General features: G+C 74.6%; 15 protein-coding genes and 3 pseudogenes. 9 read left to right on the top strand and 9 right to left on the bottom strand.

Annotation, left to right across the window (positions count from 1 at the left end; translation table 11 throughout):
• Nucleotide 1: 1 nt before the first annotated feature.
• On the bottom strand, nt 2–556 hold the full coding sequence (locus AB0C76_RS27770) for a gluconokinase (RefSeq protein ID WP_359970777.1): 555 nt from the start codon (nt 554–556) through the stop codon (nt 2–4).
• A 150-nt stretch (nt 557–706) separates the two neighbouring features.
• On the opposite strand from AB0C76_RS27770, the gene AB0C76_RS27765 reads away from it, so the two are divergent.
• Together AB0C76_RS27765 and AB0C76_RS27760 are read left to right on the top strand one after the other, a co-directional pair.
• On the top strand, nt 707–1,402 hold the full coding sequence (locus tag AB0C76_RS27765; protein WP_359970775.1) for an FCD domain-containing protein: 696 nt from the start codon (nt 707–709) through the stop codon (nt 1,400–1,402).
• A 195-nt stretch (nt 1,403–1,597) separates the two neighbouring features.
• Complete coding sequence (locus tag AB0C76_RS27760) at nt 1,598–1,978, top strand: hypothetical protein (RefSeq protein ID WP_359970772.1); 381 nt, start codon at nt 1,598–1,600, stop codon at nt 1,976–1,978.
• Here the strand turns inward: AB0C76_RS27760 and AB0C76_RS27755 are convergent.
• From AB0C76_RS27755 to AB0C76_RS27740, 4 genes are all read right to left on the bottom strand, one after another.
• Nucleotides 1,954–2,730 (bottom strand): metallophosphoesterase, encoded by a 777-nt coding sequence (locus AB0C76_RS27755; RefSeq protein ID WP_359970771.1) that lies wholly within the window; start codon nt 2,728–2,730, stop codon nt 1,954–1,956. The two genes, AB0C76_RS27760 and AB0C76_RS27755, sit on opposite strands and share 25 nt — an antisense overlap.
• A gap of 19 nt (nt 2,731–2,749) precedes the next feature.
• Complete coding sequence (locus tag AB0C76_RS27750) at nt 2,750–7,333, bottom strand: hypothetical protein (RefSeq protein ID WP_359970769.1); 4,584 nt, start codon at nt 7,331–7,333, stop codon at nt 2,750–2,752.
• A gap of 117 nt (nt 7,334–7,450) precedes the next feature.
• Nucleotides 7,451–8,326: a hypothetical protein gene (locus tag AB0C76_RS27745; RefSeq protein WP_359970767.1), complete on the bottom strand. Its 876-nt coding sequence runs from the start codon at nt 8,324–8,326 to the stop codon at nt 7,451–7,453.
• Nucleotides 8,327–8,417: 91 nt separating this feature from the next.
• Nucleotides 8,418–9,902, bottom strand: coding sequence for a hypothetical protein (locus tag AB0C76_RS27740; protein ID WP_359970817.1), 1,485 nt, complete (start codon nt 9,900–9,902; stop codon nt 8,418–8,420).
• A gap of 582 nt (nt 9,903–10,484) precedes the next feature.
• On the opposite strand from AB0C76_RS27740, the gene AB0C76_RS27735 reads away from it, so the two are divergent.
• From AB0C76_RS27735 to AB0C76_RS27725, 3 genes are all read left to right on the top strand, one after another.
• On the top strand, nt 10,485–10,985 hold the full coding sequence (locus AB0C76_RS27735; protein WP_359970815.1) for a hypothetical protein: 501 nt from the start codon (nt 10,485–10,487) through the stop codon (nt 10,983–10,985).
• A gap of 144 nt (nt 10,986–11,129) precedes the next feature.
• Nucleotides 11,130–11,906 (top strand): 5-oxoprolinase subunit PxpA, encoded by a 777-nt coding sequence (locus AB0C76_RS27730; RefSeq protein ID WP_359970765.1) that lies wholly within the window; start codon nt 11,130–11,132, stop codon nt 11,904–11,906.
• A complete protein-coding gene (locus tag AB0C76_RS27725) occupies nt 11,903–12,529 on the top strand; it encodes an allophanate hydrolase subunit 1 (RefSeq protein ID WP_359970763.1) in 627 nt (208 codons plus the stop codon). Before AB0C76_RS27730 ends, AB0C76_RS27725 begins: the two co-directional genes overlap by 4 nt.
• 15 nt (nt 12,530–12,544) lie before the next feature.
• Here AB0C76_RS27725 and AB0C76_RS27720 read toward each other — a convergent pair.
• The 3 genes and pseudogenes from AB0C76_RS27720 to AB0C76_RS27710 all read right to left on the bottom strand — a co-directional run.
• Nucleotides 12,545–12,899: pseudogene (locus tag AB0C76_RS27720) on the bottom strand (aminoglycoside phosphotransferase family protein); the annotation flags it as partial.
• A gap of 84 nt (nt 12,900–12,983) precedes the next feature.
• A pseudogene (locus tag AB0C76_RS27715) lies at nt 12,984–13,142 on the bottom strand (helix-turn-helix domain-containing protein); the annotation flags it as partial.
• A gap of 669 nt (nt 13,143–13,811) precedes the next feature.
• Complete coding sequence (locus AB0C76_RS27710; protein ID WP_359970761.1) at nt 13,812–14,591, bottom strand: alpha/beta hydrolase; 780 nt, start codon at nt 14,589–14,591, stop codon at nt 13,812–13,814.
• Between the two features lie 233 nt (nt 14,592–14,824).
• On the opposite strand from AB0C76_RS27710, the gene AB0C76_RS27705 reads away from it, so the two are divergent.
• The 3 genes and pseudogenes from AB0C76_RS27705 to AB0C76_RS27695 all read left to right on the top strand — a co-directional run bounded on the left by AB0C76_RS27705 (nt 14,825) and on the right by AB0C76_RS27695 (nt 17,220).
• Nucleotides 14,825–15,376, top strand: a complete 552-nt coding sequence (locus AB0C76_RS27705) for a PadR family transcriptional regulator (protein WP_359970759.1) — start codon at nt 14,825–14,827, stop codon at nt 15,374–15,376.
• 66 nt (nt 15,377–15,442) lie between these two features.
• A pseudogene (locus AB0C76_RS27700) lies at nt 15,443–16,167 on the top strand (methyltransferase domain-containing protein).
• A 210-nt stretch (nt 16,168–16,377) separates the two neighbouring features.
• Complete coding sequence (locus AB0C76_RS27695) at nt 16,378–17,220, top strand: undecaprenyl-diphosphate phosphatase (protein WP_359970813.1); 843 nt, start codon at nt 16,378–16,380, stop codon at nt 17,218–17,220.
• Between the two features lie 160 nt (nt 17,221–17,380).
• Here AB0C76_RS27695 and AB0C76_RS27690 read toward each other — a convergent pair whose 3' ends face one another.
• On the bottom strand, nt 17,381–18,892 hold the full coding sequence (locus AB0C76_RS27690; RefSeq protein WP_359970757.1) for a HEAT repeat domain-containing protein: 1,512 nt from the start codon (nt 18,890–18,892) through the stop codon (nt 17,381–17,383).
• 292 nt (nt 18,893–19,184) lie between these two features.
• On the opposite strand from AB0C76_RS27690, the gene AB0C76_RS27685 reads away from it, so the two are divergent.
• On the top strand, nt 19,185–19,748 hold the full coding sequence (locus AB0C76_RS27685; RefSeq protein ID WP_359970756.1) for a hypothetical protein: 564 nt from the start codon (nt 19,185–19,187) through the stop codon (nt 19,746–19,748).
• Nucleotides 19,749–19,887 lie beyond the last annotated feature (139 nt).

The raw sequence follows: 19,887 nt of genomic DNA, 5'->3' as shown, positions 1-19,887 counted from the left end.
CTCACGCGAGGTCTCCATTGACGGGCCGTAGCAGTGCCACGGCCATCTCGACGAGTTCTTCGGGGGACGGGCCGACGTCCAGGACGGCGCCGCGCTCGTCCGCGCCCAGGGGTTCGAGCGCGGCGTACTGGGAGTCGAGCAGCGACGGCGGCATGAAGTGGCCGGTGCGGTGGGCGAGCCGGTCCTCGACCAGCCGGTGACCGCCGCTCAGGTGCAGGAAGAAGGCGCCCGGGCAGGCCGCGCGCAGGGTGTCGCGGTAGCGGTGCTTCAGCGCCGAACAGGTGACCACACCGCCGTCGCCGGACTCGGCGCGCTCCCGGAGCCAGCCGCCGAGGGCCCGCAGCCAGGGGGCGCGGTCCTCGTCGTCCAGCGGGATGCCGGCCGACATCTTGGCGATGTTGGCCGCCGGGTGGAAGTCGTCCGCCTCGGCGAAGGGGAGGCCGAGGCGGTCGGCCAGCAGGCGGGCCAGGGTGGTCTTGCCGACTCCGGAGACGCCCATCACCACGATCGTGGGAGGGGTCGGGGGGAGGTCGTGGTTCTCGACGCTGAGAGCCATGGGTGGTGCTCCTTCGTTGCCTGGCCGCCACTATCGCCCCAAAGATATGACGTATTCAAGTGGTAGAAACCAAATCGTCATACTTTTAAGCGGGCAGGGTGCCCGCAGGGGGTGGGGCTGTCCGGCGGGGGCGGCGTCTAGGCTGGGCGGATGGAGATCCAGGGGCTGCCAGGGCGGCTGCTTGACGAGCTCGGGCCGGCGATCGCCGGGGGAGAGATCCCCGTGGGCGCGGTGCTGCGCAGCGAGGAGCTGGAGGCGCGGTTCGGGGTGTCCCGGACGGTCGTGCGGGAGGCGGTGCGGATCCTGGAGGGGATGCGCATGGTGGCCTCGCGGCGGCGGGTCGGGATCACGGTGCAGCCGAAGTCCGACTGGGACGTCTTCGACCCGCTGGTGATCCGCTGGCGGCTGGCCGGCGCCGACCGTCCGGCGCAGCTGCGCTCGCTCGGCTCGCTGCGGGTGGCCGTCGAACCGGCCGCCGCCGCGCTCGCCGCCGTCCACGCAAGCGATGACCACCGCCGCGAACTCAGCTCTCTGGCCGTCGAGTTGACGATGTCGGCGCGGGCCGCCGACCTCACCACCTTCCTCCGCCACGACATCGCCTTCCACGCCACCGTCCTGAAAGCCTCCGGCAACGAGATGTTCGCCCACCTCGGGGACACCGTGGGTGCGGTGCTCACCGGGCGGACCGAGTACCATCTGATGCCCCATCAGCCGGAGCCGTACGCGATCCGGCTGCACCGCGAGGTGGCGGAGGCGATCTGCGCGGGGGACGGCGAGCACGCCGAGCAGGCGATGCGGACGATCGTGACGGGCGCACTGGAGGAGCTCAACCAGCAGCTGGGCTGAGGGCCGTGACCGGACGGGCCGGCGGACCGGCCTCCGGACCGGCCGCGGACGAATCGGGCCGGATCACACGATTTGACGGCAGTTCGGTGGATTCGGACGCATGGTCCGGCTTGCACGGGGCAGAGTTCGTACGGGGGCGCTCAACGCGAGCGCCCGTTCCGTGCCCGCCGCCGAACTCGCGCCTGGGGTCGCCCGATGTCCGTGCCACGCCGCCGTCGCCGCCTGCCCGACGAGGTGCGCGCCGCCGCCGTCCGCGCGGTGCTCTCGTTCTCCTTCACGCTGGTGGGCGTGGTCGTCGCGACGCTCGCCTCGTACGCGGGCAGCTGGCTGATGACGCCCGCGCTGATGGCGATGGGGCTCGGGGTGTTCGGCACGATGTGGTGCCTGCTGGAGATCCTGGTCTCGCGCCAGGTCGCCGCGCAGCGGATGCGCGCGCCCAACTCGGCGACGCCGATGGCCGGGAGCCGGGCCGCGGTCCAGGAACCGCTCGCGGCCCGGCCCTTCCCGCGGCCGGGCCAGTCACGGGGTCCGTCGCAAGGACCGTCGCGGGGTCAGTTCTCGGGCACCACGCGGTAGTGGGTGGTGAGCCGGCGGTCGCCGTCCAGGACGTGGAAGGCGAGCATCGGCGGGTGGGCGAAGGAGATGCCGTCACCGCCCTCGCACGGGAGGGTGACGGTGGAGACCACACCGGGGGCGACGAGCAGCGGGAGCCCCGCGAAAGTCGTCGCGGCGGGCGTGTGGGAGTGGCCGCAGAGCAGGCCGGCGACGCGGGGGTGGCGGCCGAGGACGCGCGCGAGGCCGGCCTCTCCGAACTGCCGGATGCCGTCGACGGTCGGCAGGGCCAGCTCGACGGGCGGATGGTGGAAGGCCACCAGGGCGGGCGACTCGGTCCGCCCGGCGGCGAGTTCGGCGTCCAACCAGGTGAGCGTCTCCTCGTCCAGCAGGCCGTCCGGCCGGCCCGGGATGGACGAGTCGAGCATCAGCACGTCCGCGCCCGGGAGTCGGTGCAGCCGGTTGACCGGACCGTCCGCCCGCTCGTCCTGCGCCGCCCCGCCGAGCAACACCTCGCGGTACGCCGCCCGGCTGTCGTGGTTGCCCGGGCAGATGAGGACCCGGTGCCGGGACTTGAGCACCTCGGCGACCTGCTCGTACTCGGCGGCCAGGCCGTGGTCGGCGAGGTCGCCCGTCACCAGCACCGCGTCCAGCGGGCCGGGCAGGGCCTCGAGGTGGGCCATCACGCGCTCGGCCCGCCGCCGGGCCCGCTCGCCGCGGTCCCGGCGGTGGTCCTGGCCGAGGTGGATGTCACTGAGGTGCGCGATCGTCAGCATGCCGGTCACGCTAACCAGTTCAGGACCGGTCGGGAACCTCCGCGGGCCGCTTGAACATCCGGGTGGCGGTGATCTCACCGTGGATGGCCGGCCCGTCCGGGTCCTGCGGGGCGGGCAGGCCCGGACGCAGGTGCTCCTCCACCGAGATGTACTTGAGGCCGGCCCGCAGGTCGGCGTCGTTGCGCAGCCGGATCACCAGCGGGAACTCGGCGAGCGCCGTGGTGTCGAACAGGCCGGTGGTGTAGATGAGCTGGACGCCGAGCGCGTCGGCCACGGCGCGCTGGAGCTCCAGCAGGTAGGTGGCGTTGGCACGGCCGATCGGGTTGTCGAGGAACAGCGTGCCGGCGTGCCGCAGCTGGGACTGGCCGCGGTCGTTGGCGCGCAGCGCGGCCATCGTGCAGTAGAGCGCGATGGCGGCGGTGAGCAGCTGGCCGCCGGAGAAGACGTCGGACATCTGGCCGACGCCGACCCGCTCGGCGCGCAGCACCGCGTCCGGCTTGAGGATCTCGACGCTGACGCCCTTCGGGCCGATCGCGGCGGCGACCCCGCGCAGCAGCAGCGACATGCCGTCGCGGCGCAGGTCGCTGTTCTTCCTGACGGCGGCACGGGTGGCCTCGTCGATGACCTCACCGAGGCGCTCGACGAGGGTCGCGTGGTCCGGGTCCTCGAAGCGGATCCGCAGGAACTCCTGGCCCGACCACTCCCCCAGGCCCTCGGGCAGCCGGGACAGCCGCTGGGCGGCGCGCAACGTGGTGAGCGAGGACTCGACCAGACCGCGCAGACGGTCGACGATCGAGCCGCGGTTGCGCTCCAGCTGGGCGAGTTCGTCGGTGAGCACGCGCAGCCGGGGGGCGAACGCGGCGGCCCACGCGGCGGCGTGCTCGGGCAGCGCGGAGGCGGGCAGTTCGCGGATCTGCTGGCGGGCGGGGGTGCGCACGGCCTCGTAGCGGGCGGCGTTGGCGTGCCGGACGAGCGCGTCGGAGGCGTCGCGGACGGCGAGTTCGGCGGAGGACAGCTCACCGACGGCGGTGCGCAGGGCCCGGCGGGCCTCGGCGACGGCGGTGCGCGCCTCGGGGAGGGCGCCGAGGTACGGCTCGGCCGGGTGGTCCGCGTCGTCCTGGCTGTCGCGCAGGCCGTCGCGGAGCTGGCCGGCGAGCTCGTCGAACGCGCCGGCCGCCGACTGGGCGGCGTCGAAGGTGCGCTGGAGATCGGCGTGCGCGGTGCGGGCGGCCTCCAGGGCCTCGCGGCGCTCGGCCAGCCGGTTGGTGGCGGTGCGCAGGAGGATCTGGGCGTGCTCGGGGTCGGTGGGGACGAGCTCCTCGGGCAGCTCGGTGTGCGCCTCGCCGTCCACGGGGGCGGAGCGCTCGGCGTCGCCGCGCAGGCGGCCGAGCTGCTCGCTCGCGGCGGCGGAGCGGGCCTCGATGGTGGCGACCAGCTCCTCGGCACGCGCGGCGGCGGCCTGGCGGGCGGGGCCGTCCGCGCCGTCGGGGCTGCCGAGCAGTTCTTCGGCGCGGGTGCGGACCTTGTTGGTCAGCCGGTCGAGCTCGGCCGCGGCGGCGGCCTCGTCGCCCTCGGCGCGGGCCTGCTCGGCCCGCAGGTCGGCGCCGACGCCGACCTTCTCGTACAGCTGGGAGGCGGCGCGGTAGGCCTCGCGCAGGGCGGGCAGCGCGGCGGGCGCGGTGTCGGCCGGCTCGTCGGCCTGCTCGGCGGCGGGGATCTCGGCGCGCTCGGCGCGCAGGGCGCGGGCCGTGCGGCGGGCGTCGTCGGCGGCGCGCTGGGCGGCGCGGCGGTCCTCGTCGCAGGTGCGGGCGCGCTCGGCGCACTGGGTCTGGCGGCGGTCGCACTCGGCGGCGTCGTCGGCGAGTTCGCGCTGGCGGCGGGACCAGTTGGCGCGCTCGCGCAGGCGGAAGGCGAGGCCGGAGAGGGCGTCGGCGCGGCGGCGGGCGCGCTGGGCGGCCTCGCGGTGCTCCTCGTGGGCGCAGGCGGCGGCCGCGTGGTCGCTCTCGGCCTCGTCGTGGTCGGCGCGCAGGGTGGCGAGCGCGGCAGCGGCCTGCTCGGCGTGCTCGCGGGCGGCCTCGGCGGCGGCGGAGAGCTCGGCGAGGGTGCCGGGCGGGCAGCTGGCGTGCCAGGAGGCGAGGCGGGCGGCGAGGGCGCGGTCGGCGCCGAGGCGGGCGGCGAGTTCGCGGATGTGCTCCTCGCGGGCGCTCGCGCGGGCGCGCAGCTCGCGGCGCTCGCCGTCGGCGGCGGACTCGTCGTGCATGGCCGGGTTCGGCGGCACGAGGAAGAACGCCGGCTCGTCGGTGATCGGGGCGATCAGCGAGGCGGCGGCGCCCACGGCGACCGTCGACCGGGGCAGCAGCGCAGCCGACTGCAGGGCCTCGCGGGCCCGGTCCAGCGAGTTGGGGTCGGTGACGACCACACCGTCGACGAGCTCGGGCCGGGCGGCCAGGATCGCCTCGTGGTCGGCCGGGTCGACCGACTGGGCCAGGTAGCGCCAGCCGGGCAGGGCCGGGATGCCGTGCTCGGCGAGGTACTCGACGGTGGCGAGCACGTCCGGGCCGGGCGGCAGCAGGCCGCCGTCGCCGAGGGCCGCGAGGATGCGGGAGTCGTCGGCGGCGGCCGTGCGCAGGTCGAACAGGGTGCGCTCGGCGGTGGCGATGGCCTCGTCGAGGAGCTCGCGCAGGTACTCGGCGTTGCGGTCGAGGACGGCGGGGGTGAGGTACCCGGCCTCCTCGTCGGCGCCGGACCCGTCTTCGTGCCAGTCAGTGGGGGCGGGCGTCAGGGACAGCAGGTCGGCCAGGCGCGGCTCGGTGGCGAGCAGGGCCGCGGTGCGCTGCTCGGCGGCCAGCGAGCGTGCGGCGTCCTTGCGGGCGTCGCCGGCGCGCTCGGCGGCGAGCTCGGCCCGGCCGGTCGCGGCGGCGGCCTCGCGCAGGCGGGCGGCGGCGGCCTCGGCGACCGTCCGCGCCTGGCTGAGCGCGGCGCTCGCGGCCTTCTCGACGTCGGCGGCGTGCAGCGCGGCCCGGGCCGGGTCGACGTCGCCGTCCGCGTCGATGAAACCGGCCTCGACCGCGGCGGCCGTCTCCTGCTCGACCTCGACGAGGCGCTGGCGCAGGTGCTCGACCTCGCTGCGGGCCTTCTGCGCCGCGGTGGCGGCCTCGGTGGCGTCGGACTGCGCCTTGGCGCCGTCCTCCTGGAGCTCGCTCGCGCGCTGCTCCTCGGTGTCCGCGCGGGACTCGGCCGCCGCGGCGGCGGTCTCCAGGGCGCGGGCGAGCGCGGTGGCGGCGCGCGCACGGGCGGCGAGCGCCGGGGCCGCGTCCAGCTCGGCCTCGCGGATCGCGGCGGCGACCCGGGCCACCCGGTCGGCGGCGGCGCGCTGGCGCAGCACCGCCTCGGCGGCCTGCCACGCGGAGTGCAGGGTGCGGGCGTCGATCAGCTCGCGGCGCAGCGCGGCGGCCTCGGCGGTGGCCGCGGCGAGGCTGAGCGTGGCATGCCGGTAGGTGAGCTCCTCGGCGATCAGGTTGTGCCGGGTGCGGTCGGCCTCGGCGGCGGTGACGGCGCTCGCGGCCGCGGCGACCTCGACGGCGAGGTCCTGGGCGCGGTCGCGCTCGGCGGTGGCGCGGGAGGCCAGCGCGTGGGCGAGGCGCCGGGTGCGGCGCTCGGCGGTGCGGTGGGCCTCGCGGACGGTCTCGCGCGCGACGGTGGACTCGGCGATGCGCTCCAGCAGGTCGAGCGACCCGGCCGTGAAGTCGCGCTCCGCGGTGAGCTCGGAGCGCAGGCCGAGCTTGGCGGCGAAGCCGTGGACGAGGTCGGCCAGGCCGTCGGTGTCGCGGGTGTCGGTGACGGCGCGCAGCAGGAGGTCGGTGAAGTCGCTGTCGTGCTTGACCGCGAAGAGGCCGGCCGCCTCGCCCTCGTCGGCGTTCATCTCGCGCTGGTAGCGGAAGAGTTCGGGGTCGAGGCCGAGCTCGCCGAGGTGTTCGGTCCAGCGGTCGTGACCGTCCTCGAAGACCAGGTCGAGGTACGGGTGGGCCTTGCCGGCCTCGGTGAGGGCGTCGCGGAAGCCCTTCATGGTGCGGCGCCGGCCGCGGGCCTTCTGGTCGCCGGCCAGGCTGACCCGCTCGGCCACCGGCAGCGAGTCCAGCGTCAGGCCTGGGCCGGGGCGGAAGGAGTACCAGGTCTCGGCGAACTTGCGCGGGTCGGAGGAGACCTGGCGGCCGCGCCACTCGCTGACCTTGCCGACGACGATCAGCTCGCCGGTCACGGTGTGCTGCCACTCCAGGGCCACGTGGCCGCAGTCGTCGGCGAGCAGGAACTTGCGCAGCACTCCGGAGCTGGCGCCGCCCAGGGTGTTGCGGTGGCCCGGGAGCATCACCGAGAAGATCAGCTTCAGCAGGACGGACTTGCCACCGCCGTTCTCCAGGAACAGCACGCCGGCCGGGGCCGGGCGGCGCACCGGGCCGTCGCCGTCCTCGCCGAACAGGCCGATCTGCTGCGGAGCCGGGTCGGCGACGGGCTCACCGACGCCGCGCAGGTCGAGCACCGTGTCGGCGTAGCGGGCGCCGGCCGGTCCGATCGAATAGAGGCGGACCCGGTTGAGCTCGTACATGTGCGGCGGTTCTCCGTGGCTTACGTGGCTTGGGGGTGGGCGGGGCTCGGAGGGGTGGGGTTCGGGGCGGTTGCCCGTGCTGCTCGGCTGATGCCGTCAGGGCTCGTGCCCGGAGGGTCAGAGGGAGTGGAACGGGAGGCCCGCGTCGGCCACCAGTTCGTCGGCGGTGTCCGGCGGCAGCAGGCTGGCGGTGCCGTCCGAGACCGGGACGATGCCGAGGTCGAGCAGCTCGGCCATCGCGGCGGTGCCGGCCAGGTCGCGGACCTGCAGCTGGTAGCGGGCGGTGGTGCGGTAGGTGCCGCCGGCGTCGTCCGAGACCTTCTGCAGGAAGCCCGAGTCGACCAGGAACACCACGGCCTTGGCGACGATGCCGATGGTGGAGCCGGAGAGCCGCCGGGCGTCCTTGGTGGCGCCGGTGGCGGTGCGCCGGGCCCACACCCGCCAGGCGGCCTCCAGGCCCGGGGCGTCGCTCTGCGGGTCGGTGTTCGCACCCTCGGCGTCGGCCTGCTCCTCCAGGCGACGGCAGGCCTGGCGGACGAAGGAGTCGACGCCGTTGACGGTGATCCGGCCGAGGTAGCCGTCGTCGGCGAGGTCCTCGGGGCGGGGGAAGGCCATCGCGGCGACGGCCAGGTGCGCGAGGCCGTGCAGGAAGCGGTCCGTCGACTCGGACGCGGCGCGGCGCGAGTAGTCGCCCATGCGGACGGCGAAGACCGAGTCCTCGGCGGCGGCCACGGCCATGCCCGCGCGCGGCGAGACCTCCAGCACCACCAGGCCCATGCCGGTCGCGATCGCGTCGGCGAGACGCGCGAACGGCGGGTCCTCGCGGTGGCGGCGAACGAGCTCGGCGTACTCGGCGTCGCGGGCGGGGAGCAGCTTGGCCTGGAGGCCGAAGGAGACCAGCCGGGCGGCGTCGGCCACGTCGGCCGGGGTGATCGGCGCGGGGGCCGCGGGCTCGGTCTCGGGCGCCCAGGACGTGTCGTGGTGGGTCGTCACGGGCGGTGCTCCTCGGGGCTGTTGCTGCTGGCGGATCGGGCGGTCGGGCGGGTGGTCTGGTGCGAGGTCCGGCGGTGCATCGGTGGGCCGGTCAGCCGGCGTCCTTGCGGTCGGCGGCCATGCCGACCGCGTCCAGGAGGGCGCTGCCGACGATCAGGTCGGCGCCGCCGAACTCCCGGTCCCGCAGCGGGGTGCCGTCGTCCACCGCGAACAACAGCCGCTCCTCGCCCTGCCGGTAGGCCGTACCGACCGGCGGGCTCGCCGCGTGCACCGCGAGCAGGGCCACCAGGTACGGGAGTTCGGGATCCTGCTCGCGCGCCTCGGCGAGCAGGCCGGAGAGCCGGCGGGGTGCGTCGGCCGGCAGGTCCAGCAGCTCCAGCGCCGCTTCCAGCTGCGCCTCGGAGAAGCGGCTGTCGTCCGGGGTGGCGACGAGGTCCGGGTCGGGCAGCTCGGCGCCGAGGTGCTCGCGCTCGACCGGCGGGGTGAGCAGCAGGTCCACCAGGTCGGCGACGCGCACGGAGCTCGGCACGCGCAGCCCGGCGCCGCGGGCGAAGAACGCGCCGGTGGGGCGGACGGCCTGCTCTATCGGCAGCCGCAGCACGGGGGCGAGCAGCTGCCCGTACAGGTCGATGCCGCTGCGGACGCCGGGGGTGGCGAAGGCCTGCCGGTCCTGCTCGGCGCGGAACAGCGGGCCCGCCTCCAGCAGGCGGGTCTGCAGCTGGGTGTGGCGGCGGATGCAGTCCTTGACGATGTCGACGAGCTCGGCGGCGCGGCGCTTGTGCTCGGGCTCCTCGGCCTCGTCGCGGGCCTTGCGGATGTTGGTGAGAATCGCGTTCTCGTGCCGGTAGCGGTCGGCGATGTGGTCCAGTGCCTCGTCGATGAGGTCGGGGATGGTGCGCATCCAGTCCACGGCGCGGACGTTGCGCCGGGTCGCCTCCAGGGCGCGGCGCAGCGTCTCGGCGTACTGGACGGTGCGGTAGCGGGCCTGCTCGGCGGCGAGCTGGGCGTCGGCCAGGCGACCGCGGCGGATCAGCACCTCCAGTTTGACCTCGGCGGCGATCTGGGCCGAGGTGACGTCCGTGTCCAGCGCGCCGACCAGGACGTTGACCGCCTCGTCGGTGGTGCGCAGGTAGACGCCGCCGTCGGGGCCCGGGACCTCCTCGATCAGCTTGAAGTCGTAGTCGCGGCGGACGTACTCGCCGTCCGCGCCGAAGGTGCCGTAGACGGCGCGGAAGCCGCGGTCGACGCTGCCGACGTTGATCAGCGACTCCAGCACCCAGCGGGCGACCCGCTCGTGCTCGGCGCCGGGACGGCCGGCGGCCTGCGCGGCGACCCTGGGCAGCAGCCGGGCGAGCACTATGTCGCGGTCGGCGCCGGTGTCGAAGTCCATGTGGAGGGTGACCAGGTCGATCGCCGCCAGGCCGACCTCGGCCATCGCGTAGCCGCCGTACTCGCCGGCCAGGTTGACCTTCCGGTTGTCCAGGTCGTGCAGCGGGGCGGTGCAGGCCAGCGCCTTGAGCCGGCGGGCGAGGCCCTCGTCGGCGGCGGGGCCGGGCGCGGGGCGCGCCGTGGGCACGCCGGCGCCGGCGGCGGGCCGGAGGCCGGGCTCGGTGGGCGGGTCTGCGATGGCGGTCACGGTGGACAAGATTAGAGGTTCGCACCGACATCGACCGAAACGGGCCGTGCGGGCGGGCTGCGACACGGGCGCGCGGCGGGTGCGCAACGGGTGCGGGTGCGTGTCGGGGGTGAAATCAGAACCCGGTTTCGACGGGATCACGCCGATTCCGAACGGAAGTTCGAGAAAGCCGTGGAGGCGGTGCACCGCTCCCGGGATGATCGGCCCGTGATCATTCGACCGGCCGAAGCGGGCCTCCTGCCGCGCCGTCGGCGACCGCCCCCGCCGCCGGCGCCGGCACCTCCTCGGTCGCACCGGCCGGACCGGCCTCCGCCGGCCCGCCCGCACCCCCGCCGAGGCAAAGTTGAACACGTTCAAACCATGGGTCTAGAGTCGGTTCCGCGCAGGTGGGCAAGGCTCCACCTGCCCTTCGGCCTGGAGGTTTGCCCCGTGGACACCGATCCCACCGCCGGTACTGCCGATCCCACCGCCGGCACGGACACCGGCACTGCCGGCCGCCCCGACCCCGCCCCCGACGCCGCGCTGCGGCGGGTGCGGCGCTGGCTCCGACTGTTCCTGGTCGGCCTCGTCCTGAGCGGTCTGACCGCCTTCCCCCTGGAGACCGAGACCCGCTGGCTGGCCGACTTCGCCGCCGGCCCCGCCGCCCCGGTCTCCGACCACTTCCCCGCCGCCATGGCCTGGCTCGAACGCGTCCGCGACGGTGTCGCCGAGACCGACGACCGCTTCCCCTTCCTCGCCTACGGCACCGACTGGCTCGCCTTCGCCCACCTGGTGATCGCCGCCGCGTTCTGGGGCCCGCTCAAGGACCCGGTCCGCAACATCTGGGTCATCCGCTGGGCCGTACTCGCCTGCGGGGCCGTGATACCCCTCGCGCTCATCTGCGGCCCGCTGCGCGGGATCCCCGTCGCGTGGCGATTCATCGACATGTCGTTCGGAATCCTCGGGGTCGTTCCGCTGCTGATCGTGTTGCGGGCGCTGCGTCCGCTGGAACGTTCCTTCAGCGCACCGACGGCCGCGAGCTGAACACACTGCCAGGGGTTGTGCGCCCCAGGGCGCGAATTGACAGGGCGAGCGCCGGTGACGGCGCTCGCCGCCCGGGTCACGGTCCGCTGCCTTCCCGCGCAGGCCCTACCATCTCGCTCAACAGCTGCTGGGAGGCGGACGGGCGTGGCCGATGCGGTGATCGATCTCAATGCGGACCTCGGTGAGGGGTTCGGGCGCTGGACGCTGACCGACGACGAGGCCCTGCTGTCCGTGGTGACCAGTGCCAACGTCGCCTGCGGCTTCCACGCCGGGGATCCGTCGACGATGCGCCGGGTCTGCGCGCTGGCCGCCGAGCGCGGCGTGCGGATCGGCGCACAGGTCTCCTACCGCGACCTCGCCGGCTTCGGCCGCCGCGCGATGGACGTCCCACCGGAGGAACTGGCCGACGAGATCGCCTACCAGATCGGCGCGCTCCAGGTGTTCGCCCGCGCCGCCGGCTCCCGTGTCTCGTACGTCAAGCCGCACGGAGCCCTCTACAACCGGGTGGTCTTTGACTCCGAGCAGGCCGAGGCCGTCGTCGCCGGCGTCCTGCGCGCCGGGGCGGTCTGCGACGGGCCGCTGCCCGTCCTCGGTCTGCCCGGTTCGCGGCTGCTCGCCGTCGCCGAGGGGGTCGGACTGCCCGTCGTCGCCGAGGCGTTCGCGGACCGCGCGTACACGCGGTCCGGCACGCTCGTGCCGCGCCGCGACCCCGACGCGGTCGTGCACGACCCCGAGTCGGTGATCACCCGGGCCGTCGGCATCGCCCGGGACGGCACGGTGGAGGCCGTCGGCGGCGAGCACATCGGCGTCGAGGCCCGTTCCCTGTGCGTGCACGGCGACACCCCCGGAGCGGCCCAGCTCGCCTGGCGGGTGCGGGGCGCGCTCGCCTCGGCCGGGGTCCGGGTGGAGGCCTTCGCGTGAGGGCCGCCGTCCGGCCGGTGGGCGGGAACGCGCTGCTGGTGGAGGTGGCCGGACCGGCCGAGGTGGCCGCGCTGTACGGGTGGCTGCGTGAGCGGCAGGCCGAGGGCGCGCTCGGCGCCGTCGAGGAGATCGTGCCCGCGGCCCGGACCGTTCTGCTGGACGGCGTCGCCGACGCCGACGCGCTCACCGCGCTGCTCGCCACCGCACGTCCGGTGGCCGCGGACACGGCGCACGGCCCGCTCCTCGAAGTGCCGACCGTGTACGACGGCGCCGACCTGGGCGCGGTCGCCGCGCTGTGGGGCGTCTCCGAGGAGGCCGCCGTCCGGATCCACACCGGGCCCGAGTACGTCGTCGCCTTCTGCGGGTTCTCCCCCGGCTTCGGTTACCTGACCGGGCTGCCCGCCCGGTACGAGGTGCCGCGCCGGGCCACACCGCGCAGCGCCGTCCCAGCCGGTTCGGTCGCCCTCGCGGGCCCGTACACCGGCGTCTACCCGAGCCCGTCCCCGGGCGGCTGGCAGCTCCTGGGCCGGACGGCGCTCGCGCTGTGGGACGCGGAGCGCGAACCGGCTGCCCTGCTGGGGCCGGGCATCCGGGTGAGGTTCACGGCCGTACGGGGGCAGTGAACCTCCGGCGACCCTTCACCGCCCCAACAGCTCCTCCGCGACGGCCCGTTGGGCCTGGTCGAGCGCCACCTCCCCTTCCTCCGCCGCCCATACGGCGTTCTGCAGCACCCGGGCCAGCGTCCACCCCGCCGCTTCCGCCCGGTCCAACTCCAGCACGTCCACGAGGAGATCGAACCTCCGGCGCACCGCCCACCGCACGTCTCCGGTGGCTACGACGTCGTCCCAGCGGTCGCGCAGCGCGGGGAGCAGCTCGAAGCCGGGATGTCCGGCCGACGGCTTCGGGTCGATGGCGAGCCGGGCCGCGCCGCGCGCGGTCGAGCGGGGCGAGGACGTTGCCGAAGTGCAGTTCCCAGTGCAGGAGTTGTCCCCCCCCGGCTCGACCCGGACCTCGCGCAGGGGTGTTGAGCAGGCTGCCTTGTGCGGGGTCCCCCCCGCAGGTCCAACGGTGGGGGCGATCGCGGTCTCTCGTCGATCGAGAGCACCCTCCCAGGCCCACGACAGCGAACCGGCCCCGCCATTTGCGCACCGTGTTCACGCTGACCTCCAACTCCCGGGCGATCACGCCGTTGGCGAACCCCTCCGCCGCCGCGAGAACGATCCGGGCCCGCAACACCGCCCCACCTCGGACTTCGCCGACCCCGCCATCCTCACCAACCGCTCACGGACCTGCCGATCGATCACCATCACCACCGCTGTCCCCGCCCACTGCCCGTCACGTGCGACCGAGATCATGGCGGGCCACCGCCGCACCCGGCAGGATGGGCCCGTGCCGAAGAACCCCCCGGAGTCGATGCAGCACCACCTGCGCCCGCACCCTGCACCTCGGCGACCCCACCGGGCGGCTCCCGTCCGACTCACCAGCCTCGGAGATCCCGGCATGAAACCTCTCCCAGCACTGCCCCCGCAGTCCGCCTGGCACGACACTCGCACAGGCATCTTCTGCTACGCGGCCCGGGTCGAAGGACTCTGGTGGGTCCTGCGACTGAACGACTTTCCCGAGCATCCCCTCTACACGTTGTTCATTGACGCACAGGTCATCGGTGACGTGGTCGATGATCCGGCCGTCTGGCAGCAGTTGCAGCCCCCTGCGACGCTCCCCGCTCTCACCGCCCCGGAGCGTGCGGAGGTACTCCACCTCATGGCCGGTCTCGGCCCCTACGGCACAGAGACCGGCACCCCATGCACAGGCGACTGGTGCACCTGCAGCATCCTCACCGACGAATACGCGGCCCGGCCCGACACCGCTCCACGACCCTCCGCGGGGCAGCACTAGGCCCTTCCGTCAGACCTCCGTCCGCCCTGTGAGCGCCTCCGCCGTGGCCGTCGCGAAGCCGTCCGGGTTGTCGAGCATCACGTTGTGCCCGCACTCCGGCACCGCAACCACCCGGACCCCTGCCGCCCGCAGCCCCGGCGCCCCATGGGGTTCGCCCTCGGGTTCCGGGTACAGGAACGTGCGCGGCACCGCCATGCCCAGCAGCATCTCCCGCATGGTCGGCACCGTGGCGCGGGCGAGGTGGACGGCACTGCGGTGGAGCGCCTCCGGGCCCGCCAGCCGCATCGTCGCCCACCAGAACGGGCCGACCCGCTCGGCGACTTCGTCCCGTCCCCCGGCCAGGAACTCCTCCTCGGTGTAGCTCGCGAGCCCGCTGCTGCCGGGCCGCTGCGCCACCGGGGTGATCGGGTCGAGGTTGGCATCGACGAGGACGAGCTTCGCGACGAGCTCGGGGTGCCGGCGGGCCAGCACGATCGCGACCGCACCGCCCATGCTGTGCCCGACGACCTCCGCCCCCGCCACGGCGGCGCTGCGGAGCGCGGCCGCGACGGCGTCGGCGTGGTCCTCCAGCGCGTACCGGAAGTCCGCGGGCCGGTCGCTGATGCCGAAGCCGAGGAGGTCGAGCAGCAGGCTGCGGCGCCCGGCGAGCAGCGGGTGCGCGGCGGCCGCCGCGAAGTAGGCGGGCGAGCTGGCACCGAGGCCGTGCAGATAGACGCGGGCAGGCTCCGCGCCGGGCAGCTCGATCCAGCGGATCCGGTGGCCGTCGGGCGTGACGGAGGCTTGGCGCATCGCGGGACTCCTTCTGCGGCGTGGGACGGGTGACGGGTCGCAGGCAGTCGACCGGTCCGGTGAGTGAGCAGGTGACGGCGAACGGATGACAGCTGACAGATGACAGATGTTGAAATCTGTTATCTGTCAGCTGTTATCCCGCTGACTGATCGACACCGACCATACCTCGCCCACGAGGTATAGCACTACCGATATACCCACATGCCGAGGGATCCTTCTGGCAGAGTGACCCCATGCTGAAGCTCGCCATCCTCGGATTCCTGTACGACCGCCCCCTGCACGGCTACGAGCTGCGCCGCCACCTCGCCGCGCTCACCGGCCACGTCCGCCCCATCAGCGACGGCACCCTCTACCCGGCGATCAAGCGCCTGGAGTCCGACGGCCTGCTCGTCCGCGAGACCGAGCCCGGCACCGCCGCCGCCCCCCGCCACACCCTCCACCTCACCGCCGCCGGCCGCACCTCCCTGCTCGACCGGCTGCGCGAGCCCGAGCCGCTCGACATCAGCGACGAGAACCGCTGGTTCACCCTCCTCGCCTTCCTCCGCCACCTCGACCGCCCCGCCGACCAGGCCGCCGTGCTCCGCCGCCGCCTCGCCTTCCTCGCCGAACCCGCGAGCTTCTTCTACGAGGGCGAGCGCCCGGTCGGAGCCGAGGAGTTCGCCGACCCCTTCCGCCGCGGCCTGCTGCTGATCGCCCGCGCCACCACGGAAGCCGAACTCGCCTGGCTGAAGACCACGTTGGCCGACCTGGCGAACGCGGATCCGCAGCACCCGGCGGCGAATTGACCGAATCCCGTACGGGCTCGCGGGAACTCCTTCCCCTCCCGTCGCACCCGTGTTCCGATGACCGGCATGAGCGACGAACTCCCCACCCCACAGGGCCCCGCCGTGCACCGCAAGGGCTACGACGGCACCGGTCCGGGCGCGATCACCCCGGACGGCTGCGCCGTCGAGCTCTGGTCCCGCCTCCCGGTGGGCGACATCCCGGACCTGATCGAGGGCGCCGTGCCGGCCGGCGCCCGCATCCTCGAACTGGGCTGCGGCGTGGGCCGGATGACCCACCCGCTGGCCGACCGCGGTTCACCGTGACGGCAGTCGACGAGTCCGCCGAGATGCTGGCAAGGGTCCGCGAGGACGTGCGGACCGTCCGCAGCCCGATCGAGCACCTGCACCTCGGCGAGCGTTTCGACGTCGTCATGCTCGCCTCCTTCCTCGTGCACGCGGGCGACGTGGCCGTCCGCCAAGGGCTCCTGGAGACCTGCCGCCGCCACGTCACCGACGACGGCTGCGTGCTGATGCAGCGCGAGGGCGAGGACTGGCACCGCAACGTGCCCCGCGAGAGCAGGCTGGCGGGCACGGACGGAGTCGCCAGGATGGTCTCGTCGACGCCGAACGGGGACGGTTCGAACACCGTCATCGCCGAGTACGAGTTCCCGGACGGCCGCTGGACCCACACCTTCCGTTCCCGGCCGCTCAGCACCGAGGAGTTCGAAGGGGCGCTGGCGGAGGCCGGTCTGGCGGTGGAGCGCTACCTGACGGAGGACCGCACCTGGGTCCGGGCCCGGCCCGCCGGCTGATCCCGAAAGGGCCCGGTGCGCAAAGCCCGATTAAAGGGTGAACAAAGAATCGTCACTTTCACCCCGTACCATCGGCCGCGCGCCGGGCCGCGCACGGCCCGAGGGCCGGGCGGGTCGCGGCGGCACGCATGCCCGCACGCCCGTTCCGACCCGCGAGGACACCCACATGCAGCAGGACCGACGGATACCCCGGGCGGGTGTCCGGTGACGATCGACTGGTTCCACGGCGCCGTGCTCGGCCTGATCCAGGGCCTCACCGAGTTCCTGCCGATCTCCTCCAGCGCCCACCTGCGAGTCTTCTCCGCCCTGCTCGGCTGGGACGACCCGGGCGCGGCCTTCACCGCCGTCACCCAGCTCGGCACCGAGGCGGCGGTGCTGATCTACTTCCGCCGCGACATCGCCTCGATCATCCGGACCTGGGCACTGTCCCTCGTCCGCCCGGCGCTGCGCTCGCACCACGACGCCCGGATGGGCTGGTTCGTGATCATCGGCACCCTGCCGATCGGCGTCCTGGGCAAACTCTTCCAGGACGGCATCGAGACCCACCTGCGCGACCTGCGGATCATCGGCACCACGCTGATCGTCTTCGGGCTGGTCCTGGCCTTCGCCGACCGCACCCGGGCAATCCGCCACGCCCGTCCGATCACCGACCTGACCCTCCCGCACGCCGGCGCGTACGGCCTCGCCCAGGCGCTGGCGCTGATCCCGGGCGTCTCGCGCTCCGGCGGCACGATCAGCGCGGGCCTGCTGCTCGGCTACAGCCGGGAGGCGGCGGCCCGGTACTCGTTCCTGCTCGCGATCCCGGCGGTGCTCGCCTCCGGGACGCTGGAGCTGTTCAAAATCGGCGAGGGCCCGGCCCCGGCCTGGGGGCCGACGGTCCTGGCGACCGTCATCGCCTTCGCGGTCGGCTACGCGGCGATCGCCTGGTTCCTCACGTACATCTCGCACCGCAGCTTCCTGCCGTTCGTGGTTTACCGGGTGCTGCTCGGCGCCCTGATCATCGGACTGGTCGCGGGAGGCGTCCTCGCCCCGGACGCGGGCGCAGTGAAGTAGAACGTCGTTTCAACTCCGGGCTCCGGACGCCCACGCGGAAGGCAGCGAAGAGCAGCGGGAGAGCGGCGGAGAGCCGCAGAGAGCACCGGAGAACAGCGGAGAGCAAACGGGCCGGGGCGCCCCGACGGGGTGCCCCGGCCCGACGCGGCCGAAAAGGTATCTAGCGCCCGAACTCCCGGGCGGCGGTCAGCCGGCCGCGGACGGCCGCGTGGACCTCGGCCTCCTCGGCCGGGTCGGCGGCGAGTCGCCGCAATCGCTCCAGCACACGCGCGTCGCCCGTGGTGGCGACGTGCCGCGCGGCGAGCTCACGGGTGGTCTCCTCGCAGTCCCACAGGCACTCGACGGCCGGGCCCTCGGGGAAGTGCACGTCGGTCGTGGCGAGCGCCCGGGCGGCGCGTCCGCGCAGCTCGGAGGAGGCGGCCTCGCCGTAGATGTGGCGCAGGACCGGGACGGCGTCGGCGGCGGCCAGCCGCCCCGCACCGTCGACCAGCGACCCGAGCCCGGTGCCGGTGACCCCGCGCACGGAGACCCAGCGGCGCAGTCCGGCGACCACGAGCGGTGCGTCCTGCGGCTCCCCGGCGTCGGCGAGCAGCTGGACGGCGGCCTCGCCGAGGGCGCTGTCGGCGCCGCCGGTGGCCGGGTCGGCCCATCGGCGGGCGTGCGCGAGGACCTCGGGGCCGCGCATCCGGCCGAGCAGTTCCAGGGCGGAGCGCACCATCCGGTCGTCGACGTCGGCGGCAGCGGCCTCGATCAGCTCGGCGGCGGCGGGATCCCGCTGTTCGACGAGGTAGCGCAGGGCCGCTCTGCGGGCGCCGGGCAGGCCGTCGCGGGCGGCCTCGACGAGTGCGGGCCGGTCCTCGGGGCGGACGACGGCGGTCAGGCAGCGGGCCGCCGCGGCGGCCCGGCGGTCGACGGCGTCGGGGCCGGGCCCGGCGGTGTCGCCCCGCCCCACCTGGGCGGACGGCTCCGGGCGGCCGAGGAAGGCGCCGGCGCCGAGGTCGCCGAGCTCCCCCTGGTCGGCCCAGGCGAGCACGTCGGCGGTGGACCAGCCGGGGGTGACGCCGCTGCGGTTGAGCTGGCGCTGCCACACGTCGAAGGGCGACTGCTCGCTGGCCGCCGCGACCCTCGGGTGGTAGGCGGCCCACAGCCGCCAGGGCCGGGGCTCGTAGGCGTTGCGGATGAACTCGCGCAGCTCGGCGTCGCCCTCGGGGCCCGGCGGGAAGCGGTCCAGCACGGCGGTGCCGAGGAGCAGCAGGCCGCGGTCGTCGTCGCGCAGCGCGAGCTCGTCGAGGGCCCAGGCCCAGTTGGCACCGGTGGCGGCGTACTCGCGCAGCATCAGCAGCGCGTCGCGCCGGCCGTACGCGGCGAGGTGGCCGAGGACGGACAGGGCGAGGCCCGTGCGGCTCTCGTCGTCGCTGACCAGGTCCTCAGCGGAGTGGAGGTGGTCCTCGATGCCGTCGAGGGGGGCTTCCAGCTCCATGTAGAGGCGCGCGTAGTACAGCGAGCGGCTCTCGACCTGCCAGTCGGCTCGTGGGTCCCTGGTGACACACTCCTCCAGCGCGGCGATGGCCTCGGTACGGTCGGCGGCCAGCGCGTGGAGCTGCCCGTCACCGCGGCCCCGCTGCAGGAGGCCGAGGAGGCTGGCACTAGGTGCTATCACTGGCTCGAACATGAGGTCAGCATCCGTTGCGGCGGTCGTAGTGGCAACGGGATTTCCGTCGCCGGGGGTCTCTGGTGGGTACTGCGGTGGGCGCCCGGGCGCCGGAATCACCGAAGGTTACCGCCTCGGGCCCCCGTCCGCACACAGGGCGACGAGCGCTTCGGCCACAGTGGCATATGCCAGGGGAATTTTGCCCACGTTCTGTCCAAAACCCCACGGGAAGAACTCGGCTGTGCGACAGTCGTCTCACCAACCGCCACGGCACGCTCACACCGAGCGAGCTCCCCAGTTCGATGGACCGGTCATGAACATGTCCTCGTCCCCGGCGCGCCCGCCGGGCACCGCCCTCGCGGACGGCGCCCCGACGGGCGGCACGGGCGCGGGCAAGGCCACCGCCACGGCCGCCCCGAACGCCGGCGGACCGGCCCGGGGCACGACGGAAGCGGGCACGCCGGAGTCCGGCGCGTCCGACGGCGGAACGGACGGCGGCAGAGTGGACGGCACGGCGCAGGAGCCGTCCGGCTCCACGGTCTGCTCCGCCGAATGGGACCTCCTCACCGACGGGGTCCGGTGGGACGCCGGGACCTTCCGGCTCCTCGGCTGCGACCCCGGACACGGCCCGCTCAGCCTCGACCGGCTGCCCGACCGCCTCCCGGAGGCCGACCGGCCGCTGCTGCGGCGGATGATGACCGACACCCTCGTGCACGGGCGCACCACGTGCGGCACCCTCCGGGTCCGCCGGTTCGACGGCACGCACGACAGCGTCGAGTGCGCGGGCGAGCCCGTCCTCGGCCCGGACGGCACCGTCACCGCGCTGCGCATGCTCCTACGGCCGGCCGCACGCGCCGGAGCCGGCGAGCACCACTGACCGCGCCGCGGCGGACACACCTTCCGGTCCGGCCCCGCGTCCGACCCACGGGCACCCCGATCCGAACGAGCACCCCGATCCGAACGGGCAACCCGGCCCGAACGGACGCCCCGATCCGAACAGGCGTCCCCTTCTCGGG

The organism is Kitasatospora sp. NPDC048722 (assembly GCF_040650235.1).
GTDB lineage: Bacteria > Actinomycetota > Actinomycetes > Streptomycetales > Streptomycetaceae > Kitasatospora.
Note: the sequence above shows the minus strand (reverse complement) of the source record. Positions and strands in the feature narration are given on the sequence as shown.